The organism is Paenibacillus agri, assembly GCF_013359945.1.
GTDB classification, from domain to species: Bacteria; Bacillota; Bacilli; order Paenibacillales; family Paenibacillaceae; genus Paenibacillus_AQ; species Paenibacillus_AQ agri.
Genome location: NZ_JABWCS010000205.1, coordinates 63,109 through 81,302, shown reverse-complemented (window position 1 = coordinate 81,302; position 18,194 = coordinate 63,109). Strand labels below are relative to the sequence as shown.

The window sequence follows — 18,194 nt, the reverse complement described above, 5'->3', positions numbered from 1 at the left end:
AGGCGAACGCTGACGCTTCTCCAGTTCCAATAACCCTCTACATTAACATTCACAAAAAAAGTACCCAAAAGAGCGGCCGACCGTAACGGGGAATCCCCGGGCCCAGCCGCTCTTTGTTGTTATTATACCCTCTAGAAAATGTATAGCAGACACTGTAACGATAACTGTCTCTCATTTAAGACATCCTCATTAATTGTCTGATACCGCACGCACTATAAGAGTATATACACGGTCCCTTGTTAGCTTACGCGTTCTGGCCGTGGCAGTTCTTGTATTTCTTGCCGCTTCCGCAAGGACAAGGATCGTTGCGGCCGATCGCTTCTTCCACATGCACCGGACGCTTCTCAGCCGGCTCACCGTTGGTGGAGATTTTATCTTCTTCCACTACAGATTGACGTTCCTGATTCGTCTCGATGTGTGCCTTCATAATATAAGTCGCCACTTCTTCCTGAATGTTGGCGGTCATTTCATTAAACATTTCGAAGCCTTCGAACTGGTATTCGCGAAGCGGATCTGTACCGCCGTATGCACGAAGGTGAATCCCTTGACGCAGTTGGTCCATCGCATCAATATGATCCATCCATTTGCTATCTACGGAACGAAGTACAATAACCTTCTCGAATTCACGAACCAGCTCTGAGCCAAGACGTTCTTCGCGGGCTGCATACTTCTCCAGTACACGATCGAAGATATAGTCAGTGATCTCCTCAACTTCTTTGCCCCACAGATCATCACGAGTCAATGTACCTTCATCCAGCAATTTGCTGTTCACATAATCCGCAACTTCCTGAAGTTCCCAGTTCTCAGGAATATCGTCGCTACAATGGGCACGAACTACCCGGTCCACGACCGGTTTGATCATTTCCATTACAATATCCTTGATGTTCTCTGATTCCAGAATTTCACGACGCTGCTTGTAGATGATTTCGCGCTGTTGGTTCATTACATCATCATACTGGAGGACCACTTTACGAATGTCAAAGTTATTGCCTTCCACCCGTTTCTGAGCGGACTCGACAGCACGGGTAATCATCCGGCTCTCGATCGGCTGATCTTCTTCAAATCCAAGACGGTCCATCATGTTCAGTACATTATCTGCACCAAAACGCTTCATCAGTTCATCGCCGAGGGACAGGTAGAACTGTGTGGAGCCAGGGTCGCCCTGACGTCCTGCACGTCCGCGAAGCTGATTGTCAATCCGCCGTGATTCATGGCGCTCTGTACCAATGATATGCAATCCACCGAGTTCGGATACACCTTCACCCAGAATAATATCTGTACCACGACCCGCCATATTGGTAGCGATCGTAACCGTACCTGGTTGTCCTGCATGAGTGATAATTTCCGCTTCCGTCGCGTGATGCTTCGCGTTTAACACCTGGTGTCTAACACCTTTGCGCTTCAGCATTTCAGAGAGAAGTTCGGAGTTTTCGATTGAAACGGTACCCACCAACACCGGCTGATTCTTCTTGTGACGCTCCACAATCTCAGTCACAACAGCGTTGAATTTACCGTTCTCGGACTTATAGACCACATCCGGCATATCCTGACGCTGATTCACTTTATTCGTTGGAACTTGAAGAACCTCAAGACCATAAATCTTCTTGAATTCCTCTTCTTCCGTCTTCGCTGTACCAGTCATCCCAGCCAGCTTACGGTACATCCGGAAGTAGTTCTGGAAGGTGATCGTTGCGAGCGTCATGCTCTCGTTCTGTACCTGAATTTCTTCCTTGGCTTCAATCGCCTGGTGCAGACCATCGCTATAACGGCGGCCCGCCATCAGCCGGCCTGTGAATTCGTCAACGATAACCACTTCTTCTTCATTCACTACATAATCCACGTCACGGCGCATGATAACATTCGCCTTGAGTGCCTGTACGATATGATGGTTCAGCGTTACATTGCTGTGGTCATACAAGTTCTCTACGCCAAAAGCACGTTCAGCCACAGCCACACCTTTTTCAGTCAAGGCAACGGATTTCACCTTAATGTCGACTGTGTAGTCTTCTTCTGCCTTTAATTTCTTCACAAACCGGTCAGCCGCATAGTACAGTTCTGTCGACTTCTCAGCTTGCCCCGAAATAATCAGCGGTGTACGGGCCTCATCGATCAGGATGGAGTCCACTTCGTCAATTATACAGAAATAGAGCGGACGCTGAACCATTTGCTCCTTATAGAGCACCATGTTATCCCGCAAGTAGTCAAAACCAAACTCATTGTTCGTACCATACGTAATATCGTTGGCATACGCATCTTGTTTATAAGCATGGTCCATGCCGCTCAGGTTGACCCCGACCGTCATGCCCAGAAAATTATAGATTTGTCCCATTTCGGCGCTGTCGCGCTGAGCCAGGTAGTCATTGACTGTAACGACATGAACGCCTTTACCGAGCAATGCGTTCAAGTAAACAGGAAGTGTACCTACAAGGGTCTTCCCTTCACCTGTCTTCATCTCAGCGATACGGCCTTCATGCAGTGCCATACCACCAATAAGCTGCACGTCATAATGACGCTTGCCCAGCACCCGCTTGGATGCTTCACGAACTGTAGCAAAAGCTTCGGGCAGAAGCTCTTCCAGCGTCTCACCCTTTTCGATCCGGGCGCGGAATTCTTCCGTCTTTCCCTTCAGTGCTTCATCCGAAAGCGCCGCAAAATCCGGCTCCAATCCATTAATAATTTCGACTGTTTTCGAGAGTCGTTTAACATCACGATCATTAGTATCACCAAAAATTTTCTTTACAAGTCCTAGCATGGTTAACCCCTTTCATGCAACACAGATGGTGGAACCTTAGCCCATCCCCACTTAAATTGAAAGGGCCAAAATGCAGAATCGATTCCGCTGCTTCATAAATTGTAACAGTTTGTAAGAGATGCCGCAATACAAGCAAATACTTGGCACATTTTCATACATAACTATATATACGCATAAGAGCCCTATTCGCTTCACGCGAATAAGGGCTCGTTTAATTTTTCACATCTGACTGATAATAATCCCTTCTAAATCGCAGCAATTATTGAAATTGGCTGAAGTTTAGTTCTGTTCAATCAGTCCGTATTTACCATCGTTACGTTTGTAAACAACACTCACTTCGGATGTATCGATATTGGAGAAGACAAAGAAGTTATGTCCTACCATATTCATTTGCAGGATAGCTTCCTCCACATCCATAGGTTTCAGAGTAAAGCGCTTGTTCCGTACAACCTCCAAATCATCGTCCGTATCCTGTTCTTCTACAGCTACAGAGCTACCATTGCCTTCCACGAATAATGTCTTCAGGCTGCCTTCCTGACGGAACTTACGGTTCAATTTGGTCTTGTGTTTACGAATTTGGCGTTCCAGCTTGTCCACTACGGCATCAATGGATGAATACATGTCATCGCTGCGATCTTCCGCACGAAGCGTCACACCTGCAAGCGGAATCGTTACTTCCACTGTATGAAGGCCGCGTACAACGCTAAGCGTTACATATCCTTCTGAGGTAGGGGGTGCATCGAAATACTTCTCAAGTCTGCTGAGCTTCTTATCAACATAGTCTCTCAAAGCGTCGGTCACTTCAATTTGTTGACCTCGAATGCTAAATTGCATGGGGCACTCCTCCTTTGTTTACAGCTCCATTATACCAAATTGTTAGAGCTAAGTAAAAAACAAATCATGACAGCCTTTACATTAAGCTAACAAATTCCCTACAAGATATTCGTCTTTAAAAAAGAAGTCCGGAAAGAGCATAGAAACGACCCTTTCCGGACGATTACAATTCTATTCTGCTACAGACTATAATTGCTCATGCACAGTCAGTGTAACTAAATTCATCACTTATGAATCTGCTACCTGAATCCCTTCTGCTATGGCTGCTTTGTATGCAAGCGGACAACCTCTACGGATGACCAGTTGCTGCCGGAGCCGCTAACCAGATAAACCTTATAACCTGTTCCCGCAGTAAGTCCAGTTAAGGTGTGCGTGTGACCTGCCCCTGGAAGCACAGACACAGTACCTGTCCATGGTGCTGCCAGCGTGGTACCTGCACTATTCTGACCGGCTGCCACCTGTGCAGCACTTGGTACAGCATCGTTCTCAGGAAGTACTACGTATTTAACCTGCTGGGTCGTTCCGCCAGCCTGTCCATACTTGAAGTACACATCAGCTGTTACGGTTCCAATCTGTCCCGGTTGTGCCAGCGTAATGGCATCTGCATTGGCTGGGGCTGTCTTCAACTGCACTTTTGCTACGGAGGACCAATTGCCGGAAGTGTCCGTAACTACAGCGAATGTAGCATATTCTGTGTTGGCTTGCAGGCCATAAACGGAGAAGGAGACTGTTGTGTTAGCGGCGGTTGCCTTGGTTCCATGGTTTACAACCGTTACACCAGCACCACCCTGTCCATCTTTTACTTCCGCCACACTTGGTGTTATCAGCGTGCTGGTATATGGAACCACAACATAATATACTTCACCTGTTACTGAAGGTGTGAGGTACACATCTGCAGTAACCGATCCGACATGACCATAGGTGGCACCAGTAACCGTTGGAGTGGTGATGGTCCCGCCACCGCCACCACCGCCGCCGCCTCCGCTGCCCCCACCTGGAACAGATGTAGGAACTGGGGTAGGACTGGCTGTAGGTACAGGTGTAGCCGACGGTGTTGGTGTAGGTACTGGCGTAGGATTCACACCGCCTGGTGCTGTCGGTTTATACACTACCGAGTTGCTTATGATACCTACTGCCTCGGCGCGGGTCAGCGCTTTTTTAGGACCGAATGTTCCGTCTGGATAGCCGTTTATGATCTTCTTATCTGCAGCTGCTGCGATGGCTCCACGGCTCCATGCGGCAAACTGACTGTTGTCTTTAAATTTAGTAGTAGATGCATTCGTATTCAGCTTCAACAGCTTGGCAGTAATCACAGCTGCCTCCTGTCTGGTTAAGGGATTATTAGGACGGAACGTATTATTTTCATACCCTCCAATGTATCCCGCTCTGACAGCCTTAGCTACTTCAAGGTAGGACCAATTCGAGGCCTTAAGATCCGTGAAGTTAACAGTTCCTGTCTCAGTGAATCCGAACAGACGGTTTACGAAGGCAACATATTCTGCACGTGTAATCGCATTATTGGGCTTAACTGTACCGTCAGGGTATCCCCCAAGATAGCCCTTATCAAGCCATTGCTGCAATTGCGCCTGAGCCCAGTGTCCCTGAATATCTTTGGGCACAGGGGCTGCAGATACACTGCCTAGAGAGCCGAGCAACATGCTCACTCCCAGCATTCCGGTCATAAGACCGCGCCACATCTTTTTCATTTTGCAGTTCATCCTCCTACAGAAAGTATTAGTGTGCGTCGAGGTAAGATAAAAAGCTCAACGTAAGCCATTACCCGAGTATCGGGAGGACGAAACCTTTTTATGGAAAATTATAGCTATATAAAACCATCTATGTACGCTTAACTGTCCAATGATTGCGTATACAATAAAAAGAACCTTGGGAATATTCCCAAGGTTCTCGCTAGCGTTGTATCAATTGCTAACCATCTACCATATATGTAGGTCGGCTTCGCCGGATGATTATAATTTGATTACGTTAGCTGCTTGTGGTCCACGTGCACCTTCAACGATATCAAATTCTACGGATTGACCCTCATCCAATGTCTTGAAACCGTCTGTTTGAATCGCGGAAAAGTGTACAAATACGTCCCCACCGTCTGCAGTTTCGATAAAACCATAACCTTTTTCTGCATTAAACCATTTTACTTTACCTTCCATTGATTAAACATTCCCTTCGTCATCAGATGAACGTGAGTCTTGCTCACAACTCGACTATACCATCGCTGCTTCTCAATTGTCAATTGGAAAAGAAAATGATTACATTCAATAAATTACCACTACAATATTCAGTAATCATTTTCTACATTTTTCTACAAAAGACGTTATCAACAAGCGGTATAGAATTTCGATTAAGAATATTTAACCAGCAGGATGAACTTTGAAACAAACATTATAAATATCTAGGGATAATTCTTAACTGATTCTCATCGAATGCTATGAAGATGTTCACTTACTTTAGATAGCAACTGTTCAGATTCACTATCTTTTTCTTTGATCATATTTAAAAACACTATAGCTTTATCATTTGCTCCTATTTGATGAAGTATAGACGCGTAATTAAATAATGTTAGCTGATGAGTAATATCAATTTCAAGAGATGCATTTAAAAAGGGAGTAATATTTATTAACGTTTCACAGTTCAGTTTATCGCTTTTAACTGATGTGATAATCTCTGATAGATTTATTTCGGCTTGCATCCCTATATTAATAGCTAATAATTATTGATTCAATCAGTTCTCTAGCTCCCTTAATATCTAAATTTACCACATTTTATTTTCCCACTATAAATTAATATAAGGACATTATCTCGTTAATTAAATCTTGTGTAGCTTTGTCCTTAACTGCTATTTGCTGGAGGTATTCTAAAGCTAATTCTTTTTCGTTGGCTTCGTAGAGTATATGTCCCAAGTTATACAATGTCTCCATATGCGATGAATCAATAGATAAGGATTGTGATAATAAAGGAATAATATGATCAAACATTCTCTCATTGTACAAGCTTATCGCTAACAAGTTATAGGTCGCCTGTTTCTCCTGAGCATACTCTTCCACTACTGTAATAATCTCTGAAGAACTCAAGTTGTTTGTTTTTATCAACACCACAATCTCTGTGAAATCCATCTCTTGTAGAGATGTTAGGTCTACACCCTTTACTGAATTCCCTATAGTATAAATGGGATCATTTTTCTCCGCCTTCACCAACCATTGATAGACCCTATATTGTTGTTCGAAGGATGAGCCTCCTAGATTACCCAGTTTTAATATGAATTCTTCATCTTCTTCTGGGATAGGAATGATATTTCCCTTATAACTCAGATCGACAAAACCTGCATCTTGGAACATTTCTTGAATTTCATATATTGTGAAAAACCGTAAGTGGGTCCGCTCTAAAAGACCGGCTTCTGTATATTTCCATCTTCCCTGTAAAGTATCACGTAATACACTATAATGCATCACATTAGGAATGCTGGTGATCAACTTACCTTTATTCTTCAGATGCTTTTTCAGGTTTTTCAGAACAGACCATGGATCAATCAGGTGTTCCAGAATATCAGGAAGGATTATATAGTCAAAGAAATTCTCAGGATATTCCAATTGATGTTCTACATTTGAGGAACTTACATTTGCAAAAAGAGAGGCTATGGCTGCTGAATTTCCATTCAACTCAATGCCATACAAATCCGCATCCTTATACCTATTTTTAATCTCAAGCAAGGTCCCTCCACAGCCACAGCCAACTTCCAATACTTTTATAGGCTCTAATGGACTTGTATCCACTAATTGAACAACATCGAATCTGATATTGGCAGAGTCACTGGAGTCAAAATTCCATTTTTCTTTAAATTTCAATGCATTTTGCTCCAAAATATTATAAAAACTTCTGGAATCGACAGAGAAAGTCGCATGCCCATGATGATGAACGAACGTGTCCTTGCATAACAATAGCCTGTAACCAGCTTGCATTATTCGGAAAGAGTAATCATCGTCCTCAAAATTTCCTGGTGAAAATATCTCGTCAAGTATTCCAATTTCATTAATAACTCCTCGTTTTATCAACATGCAAAAACCAACGAGTTTTATCCGTTGTTCCCATTCACTCGGATTATGTATATTGATCTTTTTTGCGAATTCTTGCATTTCTTCTATATTGGTATAATTAACACTAATGTTCTGATAATATGTACATTCGTTACTGATTGCTCCAACAGCCCCCACCTCAGCAGAACTATTCAGCGCAAGCAATAGATTATCCAGCCAATTAGTTGTAACAATGACGTCATTATTTAGTAATAGAATGTTCTCCCCAGTAGCTACCTCTATTCCTTGATTACATCCCTTAGGGAAACCATAATTCTCATCATTAAAGATCGTAATAATATCCATTTGTTCTGACAGCCATTCCCTGCTTCCATCTGTTGAGGCGTTGTCTACCACAATGATTTCATATGTACCCTGAGTAGTATACTCTCTAATGCTTTCAATACAATCGATGGTAAACTCAAGCTTATTATACGTCAATATGACAATACTTGTTTTGTTCATGTTCATACCTGCTTTCACTTTTGTCCGTTATAACTAATGTCTCTCATTTAAGCTCTTTCAACCGTTCTAAAGATGGTTCATAGTTATAGAAAGCTGCTTTTCTGTACTGCTCTTGTGCCTTATTAATACTTCCTGTAACCTCGTAATAGACACCCAAATTATGATGAGCAGCAAAGCTACCCGTTCCTATAACGCTTCCTTCCTGTTCATTATCTCCAATCTCCAACGCCCGCAAGTAATAATCCTCAATCAATGGCAGCAATTCGCCATAGATCTCTAAATTACTATTGATAAGTTCGAGCAGAAAAAGAGCAGAAACAAAATAAAAATCAGATGAATTCCACATAAATTTCTGTTCACTTTCAATAATATGTAAGCCTTCTTCTAGATGGCCTGTAGAAATTATTGAATACATAAGATTAATAATTATACTTGGAGCATATCCTTCTCTCCTCGTGATTTTACTGTAGGCTGTACTAAGATGAGAGTATGCTTCCTCATGATTCCCCATCCCTCGATACTCTTTGGCAATCTGATAATGAAAATATGGATCTTCAGGGTGGTCTAAAATTTCATCAATCAATATCGGAACATTTCTTGAAGACTTTTCCTTTTGAAAATAACCATCATGTTGAATTTCTATATCTACTTTATGGCGTGGAAGATCCGATACGATCTGTTCATGGATTCTCCCTGTATACCGGCAATTGGTAGGAAATAATCTCGAAATATATGTTTGCTCATGATTGATCCCATCCTTACCCATGAATTTATCGATCAGTTTAACCTTTCCAATAGCGGGGACGCTATGCAAATGATTTGTCAGAGCTTCTCTACAATCATTTGATATATATTCGTCCGCATCCAGAACTAGGCTCCACTCACATGTTGACTTATCCAATGCATAATTGCGGGCTGCTCCAAAGTCATTTGTCCATTCATAATCAAAAACTCTCGATTGGTAATCGAGAGCAATTAACTTCGTGTTATCTGTTGAACCGGTATCAACAATTATAATTTCATCAACGTACTTAGCCGCACTTTCCAGGCAACGTCTTAAAGTCGATTCCCCATTTTTAACAATCATCACCAATGATAATCTCATTATACTCCCTCCAGGTTTTGAAGGACTTTTTGTAAAAGTCTTGATGTCTCTTCATCACTAGAATCTATTAAATTCAGATATTGTAAGGCGGCGTCGTTTGCACCTACGCTATAGAGAATAAATGCATAGTTATATAAAGTATCATGATGTTTGGGATTTATTTCCAATGACGCATTCAGAAGCGGTACAATATAATTGTATAAACCATGCTCAAAGAATTTATTAGCCAAGAAATTATAGACACGCTGTTTATCAATATTTAGAAACCCCATCGCTTCAATGATCATTGATGAGTCTAACGATTGCTCATTAATCATGCCAATTAGCTCAGTAATTAAAGATTGTCCTTGTCCATTACTTTCGCTCAGTTGCTCCAATAAATTCTTGATCGTATCTATGGATAATATAGATGTCTGCTTCGTTGCCTTTATGATATATCGTGCTGTTCTAAGATGATCCGAATTATTTAATCCACTCAATCTTGCTAACTGATCAATAAATTGTTGCTCTACTTCCGAGATATGATTCTGTTCTTGCGCATACTCGATTTGGCCAAATCCAGTTTGGGTAAAAAGATTTTCAATTTCGGCCAATGTGAATACGCGTAATTGAGTGTTACTCAATATATCATTGTCCCCATAAAGAGATTTATTCTTTAACAAAGAAAATAAAAATCCATAGTGAGAGGCATTTGAAATGCTAGCAAGTATTTTCCCATTTGTCTTTAGAGCACTTTTAACATTAAAAATGTAGTTCCATGGGTTAACCATCCGCTCAATAACATCACTGAGAATAATATAATCATAGAAGTTCTCTTCCAGTTTAACCTCTTCAGCCTTCCCTACTTTAATATTGGCAAATGTCCCTGTAATTTCAGCGGCCTTCTCATTCTCGTCAATACCATATATTTCAGCAGCAGGGTAATTGTATTTAATATTTAATAACGCGCTTCCACTCCCACAGTTGACGTCCAGTACCCTAATATTTTTTTGCCGATCAGGTTCATCAATCAACTGAATGAGTTCTTCTTTTGAGCCGTATGCCGTAGGGAAGCCCCACTTTTCTGCGAATTTCTGTCTGTTTCGTGCCCATAATTGTTGGCGTTGTTCAGGCATCTCTCCGAAAGAAGTAGATCCAAAATGATGGATAAATATATTTCGACATACCATCAGTTTATATCCCGCCTGAATAATGCGTAATGAATAATCCCCGTCCTCGCACATTCCTGGGCTAAATATCTCATCTAAGAGTCCGATTTGATCAACGACCTCTTTTTTGATTAGCATACAAAATCCAATCAGTTTTATTTTCTGCTCCCAATCGGGTGCTGTAGAAAGGTTGTACTTATTGGCAAAGCTCCACATCTCATCAAGTGTAGAATAAGGTGTATCAATTTCCTGATCACCGTATGCGCTATTTGAGACAGGCCCAACTGCTCCAATATCATTGGAGCTGTACAAACATTCACTCATTAAACTTAACCAGTTCTCGGTTACAAGTACATCATTATTTAACAGAAGAATGTTGTCACCTGTAGCAATTTCAATCCCCTGATTACACCCTTTAGGGAAACCAACATTTTCTTCATTAAATATAGTAAGAATATCCGTCTGATCCGCTAGCCAATCACGTGTTCCATCAGTCGACAAATTGTCTACAACGATTAGTTGATAGGTACCTTTTTGGGTGTACTTGCGAATGCTTTCTATACAAGCCTGCGTATATTGAAGTTTGTTGTAAGTTAGGAGGATGATGCTTGTTTTTAGGGGATACATCTAGTCAACCCTTTCATTAAGCTGGATTCTATAATTCCCAATTTCAACATTTTTAAAAGAGCTTCTATCTTGATAACCATAAACTTCCTACTTATGAAGCATACCTACCAGAAAATATTGCGCCCAAGATATTGTGTCATCTTTCTTGCTCCACTTTTATTTAGATGGTCACCATCTGAGAAATCTTCTTCCTTGATAATTGCCGAAGAAAAGATATCTATCAGCTGAAAATCATATTCCAACCTTACTTCACCCAAAATATCATAGATTTCCGCTATTCTTTCTTCGGTGGGATTACTCCAAAATTTATCATCTATTCGAGAAATCTCATCCTCACTATGGTGCTTAATAAAAGCCTTAAATAGAATTTTATTCGTGAAGAACTTGGGTGGGTATTATTTTATCTATGCTTTCTAGACCAATAGGAATGTGGTCTACGTTTTGAATCTCTAAATGGTGGGAATCTAATAGTCCGAATAATATAATTCCCTTACTAAAGATTCTTGTGATTTGGACAATGAAAGGTCGTAATTAAATGAATAATAAGAAAGACCTAACATACAATGTTTAAAGTTATTTTTACTGTACTCGGTAGTCAAAATACAAGTCCTGAGAACTATTACATAGTTTCAGAGTGTTTCTTGAAAAGTATCTTTCATCAATTCCACGTTGCGTATAGGAAATTCCCATAATTTTTTATTATATTTTGACTCTTCTAATTGAGAATACAACATACTATGTAAATTCTTGTTCTAAACAATTCGTAGTACTTATCTATATAACGCATTCCATAAGAATAGTAATCAACGCACTGGGAAAGATTTTTATCTTTGAAAGAATCACTCAGATCCTCTTTCTTCAAGATCAGCAGAAAATCGAATTCATAATATTTAAGATCATCTTCCGAGATTATTGAATAACTACCTATATTTTCTCCTGCAATTGCTTTTGTGTTATCTACATAGGCTACAATATTATAGTTATTATCTCTAAGGACTCAGGCTACTTTTGAGGTGAAATAATTTATACACACTATTACCGCTGAAATAGTTATTTCCCTTTAAACTATTATCGACCGTTACTAAACGTTCTCTATCAACTGCTTCGATTTTCGAGTTAATATTTCATATTCTCTTCGGTTAAACAAATCAATAATGCTTACTAACAGATCAATAATTTTTTCCTCAAGTAAAATATAATTATCTGAACGCTCCCTAATATAGCTATTAAGAGTAAGAAACTCAGTGACAATTGAATTTATGGCGATAGCATAGTTATCTTCATTATCTATAATTGAATGGATTGAATTTACTATTTCGAGATTTTTCAACATTCCCTTGATTGAAGCATTCCATAATCCTACCTCCATAAGCCCACTAAATAACTCAAGTACACTAAATGTATCTTGCTGGAACACCTACAACTGTTTTGTATGCCTCTACTTCTTTCAGAACTACACACCCTGCCCCGACCGTTGCAAATGAGCCTACATTGCTATTGGGAAGCAATCTTGCTCCCGAACCCAAAAACACTCCATCATCAATCTCACAAAAACCTGTTATATCACAGTGGGCACTAATAACTGCACCTTCTCCTATTTTTGAATCATGACCTATTGTGCAACAAATATTTACAGCGACATGATCTCTTAATTGAGCATTGACAGAGACAGTTGTATAGGGACAAAGCACAATTCCTATTCCTAATTGAACTCCACTACCAATTATCACTGTAGGATGTATTATATTCGTAAATTGAACATTTTTCTCTTTTAGCCTATTCACTATGTTCAACTTACCTATTGGATTTCCAACAGCGCATACGACTACATCATTTTCTAGAGGCGTATAATCGTCAATATTAGATATAATTGGACAATCGATCTGAGATTCAGCGATTTTCTCACTAGTATCTATGTCATTAATAAACACTACTGAATCCCAGCTTTTATTTTCTATTGCAATATGTTCTGACCACTGCCATACCTCTCTTCCAAAACTTCCAGCTCCGGCTATAACAAGACGTTTCCCCAATATATCACTCCTGATCGGTAGCTATTTCAATTCATACTGCTACTCTTCATATTTAAACAAGGTCTGACTCGAGAAATTCGAAAGCACACTGCTCATAATTACCAGGGCACTTAAGATTAAATTGAGTATCATTATTTATCGTCAAATAAATAGATTTATTTGCTTATTATTAAAAAATATAATAATTCTCCTATTTATCTACATGCTTTATTTATATTCTAATACCTTTTTATCAACATAATAAGCTGGGTTACCAATAACCATCCTGTTTGCTCTAACTTTCTTTAACACAACACTTCCAGCACATACCTCTGCATTCTCTTCAACTATACTATTGGGAAGGACACTTGTACCGGCACCAATGAAAGAGCCCCTTTGTATCTCACAGTATCCTGTTATGTCGCAATGAGAATCTATTGTAACTCCTTCACCAATCTTAGAATCATGACCAATTGAAGATGCAATATCGACAATTACATGACTGCCTAATGTAACATTCACGGTCAACACAGTATAAGGGCACAAAATAATACCAGTTCCCAATCTACAACCCTTGCCAATAATGGCCGTTGGATGGAATATATTGATAAATTCAGCCCCTTCTTTCTCCAATTGTTCAACTACATTCAGTTTTCTTTTTGGCTGAACAATAGCACATATGCACACATCGTTACACTGCGGTGCATAATCATCAATTGTCGAAATAATTAGACCGGGTATATTAGAGTTATAAAGCTCTTTTTGTGCATTTTCTATTTCGTCATTAATAAAAACTACAGAATCCCAATCTTTAGAATTACAGGGTGTATCATTAGCCCAACACCACACCTGTTTCCCTAAAACGCCAGCACCTACAATAACAAGACGTTTTCTTAATGACATGTGTACCCTCCGTCAACGGTTAATACAGTTCCTGTTATCCATTTAGCTGCCTCTGAAAGCAAGTAGACAACTCCATATGCAACATCTTCTGAACTGCCTATTCCTAATGGGTGTTTAGCTATTATTTTTCTACGCTGCTCTTCTGTAAGCTTGGAAAATAATTCATCTGACATTTCTGATACAACAAACCCAGGAGCAATAGCATTAACTCTTCCTTTTTGAGCTGCTACTTCCAAAGCTGCAGATTTCACAAAGGAATTAATAGCACCTTTTGAGGAAGCATATGCAGTAATTCCAGCTTCACCGACACTTCCCATCACCGAGCTAATAAAAATAAAAGAAAATTTAGAATTAGCATGTTTTCTGTTAAGCATACTTTGCAACAAAGCCGCCCCAGCCTTAAAATTTATTCGTATAATGTCTTCGTAATGATCAATATCATTAATACGTAAAGGTAAAGTATACTGAATACCTGCTGAATGTACCGCTCCATCCAATTTGATTGAATGCTTAACTGTAAATTCACTCATCCATTTTTTTATTTCATGTAAATCATTTAAATCAAACGGAGCCACAAGATGCTTTTTATTCGAATCCAAACTCTCTAGCGTTCTCGTCAACGCTTGTTCATTTCTCCCCATTAAAATAAGCCTAGCACCAAATTGATCTAGAACTCGTGCTATCACTCTCCCTATTCCAGAAGATGCACCTGTTACTAAGATAATTCTCCCTTCTAAACTATAAGGACTCTTGTTCAAGATATCACCACTCTCTACACATAGATAATTGATGTAGTGAGGTTGTCTATTGACAGGGCTGCTGCCCCCCAAGAAAGACCTACACCAAACCCGCATAAAACTATATTTCTTTTCTCGTCTTTACTAAAAACATCTCCAAAATCGCATAATAGTAAAGGAATAGATGCGGAGCTTGTATTACCAAACTTTTCTATATTAATTAGTAATTTTTCTGAGCTAATGCCACTTTTTCTCCTAAGGAAGTCTAACATAAATCTGTTTGCCTGATGAAGTAAATAGAAATCAACGTCTTCCTCTTCCCACGCGCAATAATCAGTAATTTCTTTCAATAAAACAGGAACAGTTTCAGTTGTAAAGTTAAAGACCTCCGTCCCGTTCATAAATAAATCTTCCATAGATCTTATGTGACCATCTTCTTGGAGTAATCGATGATTAGATGTATCGTCCCTCGGTTGTCTATAACCTCCAGAAGGTACGATCAAGTGCTGTGCTCCATTTCCGTCAGTTCCAAGCGAGAAGGAGATGCTTTCTGCATTTGGACAATACTCCATAGCTGTTGCAGTTCCTGCATCACCAAACAATAAAGAAACAGAGCGGTCAGAGGGAGATACCATTTTGGATATAGTGTCTCCAACTAGAAGCAAAGCACGTTTTATTGCTCCCGATTGAATAAGTTGTGAAACAATATACATTCCATATATATATCCAGAACAACCTAACGAAATATCAAAAGCTATGCATTTTGGTGAAAGTCCCAATTTACTTTGCAGAATACAAGATGTTGAAGGCAGTATAAAATCCGGTGTCTGAGTCACGAGAATAATTGCATCTACACTTTCTTTTTCCCAACCCATATCTCGCAATAAATGTTCGGCGGCAGAAAAGCATAGGTCACTTGTGGTTTGTTTGTCGGTTGCTCTAAAAACTTTTTTTGTTCCGATCATATTTAAAGTCTTTTTGATTTCTTTATTACTGAAATGCGGAGAATCCGCACTCAAATCAATTTCATTATTAGGTAAAGCAGCGTAAACTCCCCGTATGGAAACATTTTTTGTCTTAATCAACATTTCTTAATTCTCATTTTTTTCAGATACTAAATTGTAAAGATCAAGTATTGTTTTACAGTTTTCGAGTTGTGTGGGAGTTATATTGGAATCAAGTTCTCTATCGGCAAAAGCTAAAAATGCGATTTTCGCTAATGAATCCCACTCAGTAAGGTCATCGAGGTTAGTTTCTAAAGAAATCATCCCCTCTTCATCTGGCATGATTACCTGATCTTCTAATTGTTGCACAAATTCAACTGTATTCATTTTCATTTTCCTCTCTTTTTTTAAAGATTAATTATAAGGTTACACGCCGCCCATGAATATCCCACACCAAAACCAACTAACATTAGCTTGTTATTTCCTATGATCTTATTATTTTTAATATCTTCGCATATCGCAATCGGAATACTGGAAGAGACAGTGTTCCCAAATAGTTCTATGTTTAATGAGAACTTTTCTTCTGGGATTTTCAACCTCCTCCTTAAACTTTCATTCATATATTTGTTAGCCTGATGAAATACAAATCGATCATATTCTTCCAGGATTGTTCCTGATAATTTTAATAGATCTCCAATTGCAGTTGGTATTTCTTTTAACGCAAAATTAAAGATAGCTGAACCGTTCATGTATAAATTTTTCCTTGACCTCAAATTTCCGTATGCATCTAACTCCTCAATTCCAGATTCATTAGATATGGGTTCTTTTAAACCTCCAGCCTTAATAATTAAACTATCTTTACCGCCTCCGTCTGTACCAAAAATGAACGGCCCAATAAGTTCATGCTCTGAATCAACCCAGGATACAAGCGTTGCACTGGCCCCATCCCCAAAAAGAACTTTAACGCTTCTATCATTCTCATTAATATACTTACTGTACGTATCAGAGGTTATTAATAAAATATTGTTAGCAATTCCAGATTCGATAAATGCCTTTGCAATTGACAGTCCATATACATATCCTGAGCATCCTAAGTTCACATCAAACGCAGCACAATTTCGCGGCAAATCTAAAGCGTCTTGGAGCACGCATGCTGTTGTAGGAAGAATATAATCTGGAGATTGTGTACAATAAATAAGCATATCTACTGCACTCTTTTGTAAAGTGGAATTGTTATCAAAAAGCTTATTCACAGCAAAAATTGCCAAGTCAGAAGCGAATTCATCTACCCCAGTAATAGGCCTTTGGAGTATTCCAATCTTACCAGTAATGCTATCTTCCGTAGAGTTTTCCTCATACTTCTCAGGAACATAATATTCTATTGCTTTTACAATAGCTCTCTTCATATAGCCCCCTATTTATTAAGAGTCCGCTAAAATTATCTCTAATTTTTTCCTAACATTCATTTTAGCATCTAGTAAAGATTGATTCTTTCTTGCTGCTCGATACCCCATTTGTTGTATAGCAGGAAAATCATTACGAATACGGTTCAAGGTTTCATAAAGAATTTCTGGACTATTTTCCTTAATCTCATAATAATCTTTCTCTGCCTGAAACATTCTCTCGTCTTTTCTTGCATTGGTACTTACTAGAATACAGCCTGTCGCCATCGCCTCAGCAGCAGCTGTTGTTGGAAAACCATCTAGCGCCAAATTATCTTGAGTGCTACAACTAATAAAAACATGACATTTTTTATATAATTGTCTAAGTTGTAACGGATTTAATGAGCCATGAAAAGTAAAATTACGATTAGTAAAGCTGCTTAATTCATTACTCCAGTTCCCCACTATATGCAAGTGAAAGTCATCATTCAATCGATTAAAGGCTTCGACTAATGTAGGAAAACCCTTTCGTATGGCGTTACCCGCGCAAAATATTAGTTGTATCGGAAATTGATTTTCCTTCTCTTGCATTTTGTAAAATTCACTGTTAATAATACCAGGATTATATATACTTTTCGGGATTAAATCAGACACCTCGTTTATATTCGTAAATACCGTTTCACAGCTACGACCTGCGCGCTCAATATATTCTTCTGGAGTACTAGGTTCCAAACCTCCACCGGGATAGAGCGTAGTATGAAGTTTAAGATTATATTTTTCAATAATTTCTTTGATAGACCATGAAGAATTCGAGCCTGGTATTTTATCATTTCCTCTAACGTTTTCTCCAAGTAAACTTAGCGTCAAGTTTAAGAATACACAATATACATCAGTGATTCCATGTCTTATTACCACACTCTCGAATTCTTCCAAATGGTAAACTTTTGCTGGAAATGGATCAGAATGCGGTTGTACAGCAAAAAAGAATGTATCCGGCCGTTCTTGATTTATATAAAAATTTTCCCAATAGCGAAAACCGCTCATCATCCAGGGGAACTTCGTATCTATAACAGCAAGGCGTCTTTTATGATTCATCTATAAATTCTCCCAATAGAACTAAGTTAACAGCGTTTAATTCACCAATACACAAAGTCAATGCTTTCATTTTTTGCAACTACGGATATCCAACTGAAATCTTAA

14 protein-coding genes and 1 pseudogene are annotated in these 18,194 nt (G+C 39.2%); all 15 read right to left on the bottom strand.

Annotated features, from left to right (window positions below):
- Positions 1-244: 244 nt before the first annotated feature.
- Positions 245-2,752: a preprotein translocase subunit SecA gene (secA, locus tag HPT30_RS11370; protein WP_175371506.1), complete on the bottom strand. Its 2,508-nt coding sequence runs from the start codon at positions 2,750-2,752 to the stop codon at positions 245-247.
- A gap of 279 nt (positions 2,753-3,031) precedes the next feature.
- Entirely contained in the window at positions 3,032-3,586 is a 555-nt protein-coding gene (gene hpf, locus HPT30_RS11365; protein ID WP_175371505.1) for a ribosome hibernation-promoting factor, HPF/YfiA family, read from the bottom strand.
- A 257-nt stretch (positions 3,587-3,843) separates the two neighbouring features.
- Positions 3,844-5,292 carry an S-layer homology domain-containing protein gene (locus HPT30_RS11360; protein ID WP_175371504.1) on the bottom strand — a complete coding sequence of 483 codons (1,449 nt, stop codon included), beginning with the start codon at positions 5,290-5,292 and terminating at the stop codon, positions 3,844-3,846.
- 261 nt (positions 5,293-5,553) lie between these two features.
- A complete protein-coding gene (locus tag HPT30_RS11355) occupies positions 5,554-5,751 on the bottom strand; it encodes a cold shock domain-containing protein (RefSeq protein WP_019915069.1) in 198 nt (65 codons plus the stop codon).
- A 630-nt stretch (positions 5,752-6,381) separates the two neighbouring features.
- Positions 6,382-8,136, bottom strand: coding sequence for a glycosyltransferase (locus tag HPT30_RS11350; protein WP_246317038.1), 1,755 nt, complete (start codon positions 8,134-8,136; stop codon positions 6,382-6,384).
- 43 nt (positions 8,137-8,179) lie between these two features.
- The gene (locus tag HPT30_RS11345) at positions 8,180-9,241 is read right to left on the bottom strand and encodes a glycosyltransferase family 2 protein (RefSeq protein WP_175371502.1); all 1,062 of its coding nucleotides are present in this window, start codon (positions 9,239-9,241) and stop codon (positions 8,180-8,182) included.
- Entirely contained in the window at positions 9,241-11,016 is a 1,776-nt protein-coding gene (locus HPT30_RS11340; protein WP_175371501.1) for a glycosyltransferase, read from the bottom strand. Before HPT30_RS11340 ends, HPT30_RS11345 begins: the two co-directional genes overlap by 1 nt.
- A gap of 715 nt (positions 11,017-11,731) precedes the next feature.
- A pseudogene (locus HPT30_RS31335) lies at positions 11,732-11,998 on the bottom strand (hypothetical protein); the annotation flags it as partial.
- A 412-nt stretch (positions 11,999-12,410) separates the two neighbouring features.
- Positions 12,411-13,049, bottom strand: coding sequence for an acetyltransferase (locus HPT30_RS11335; RefSeq protein WP_175371500.1), 639 nt, complete (start codon positions 13,047-13,049; stop codon positions 12,411-12,413).
- Between the two features lie 207 nt (positions 13,050-13,256).
- Complete coding sequence (locus HPT30_RS11330; RefSeq protein WP_175371499.1) at positions 13,257-13,931, bottom strand: LbetaH domain-containing protein; 675 nt, start codon at positions 13,929-13,931, stop codon at positions 13,257-13,259.
- Positions 13,922-14,689, bottom strand: a complete 768-nt coding sequence (locus HPT30_RS11325; RefSeq protein ID WP_175371498.1) for an SDR family NAD(P)-dependent oxidoreductase — start codon at positions 14,687-14,689, stop codon at positions 13,922-13,924. The genes HPT30_RS11330 and HPT30_RS11325 overlap by 10 nt, the downstream gene beginning before the upstream one ends.
- A gap of 14 nt (positions 14,690-14,703) precedes the next feature.
- Entirely contained in the window at positions 14,704-15,756 is a 1,053-nt protein-coding gene (locus HPT30_RS11320; protein ID WP_175371497.1) for a ketoacyl-ACP synthase III, read from the bottom strand.
- A gap of 3 nt (positions 15,757-15,759) precedes the next feature.
- On the bottom strand, positions 15,760-15,999 hold the full coding sequence (locus HPT30_RS11315) for a phosphopantetheine-binding protein (protein ID WP_175371496.1): 240 nt from the start codon (positions 15,997-15,999) through the stop codon (positions 15,760-15,762).
- 20 nt (positions 16,000-16,019) lie between these two features.
- Complete coding sequence (locus tag HPT30_RS11310; RefSeq protein ID WP_175371495.1) at positions 16,020-17,018, bottom strand: 3-oxoacyl-ACP synthase III family protein; 999 nt, start codon at positions 17,016-17,018, stop codon at positions 16,020-16,022.
- 15 nt (positions 17,019-17,033) lie between these two features.
- On the bottom strand, positions 17,034-18,089 hold the full coding sequence (locus HPT30_RS11305) for a glycosyltransferase (protein ID WP_175371494.1): 1,056 nt from the start codon (positions 18,087-18,089) through the stop codon (positions 17,034-17,036).
- Positions 18,090-18,194: the final 105 nt, after the last annotated feature.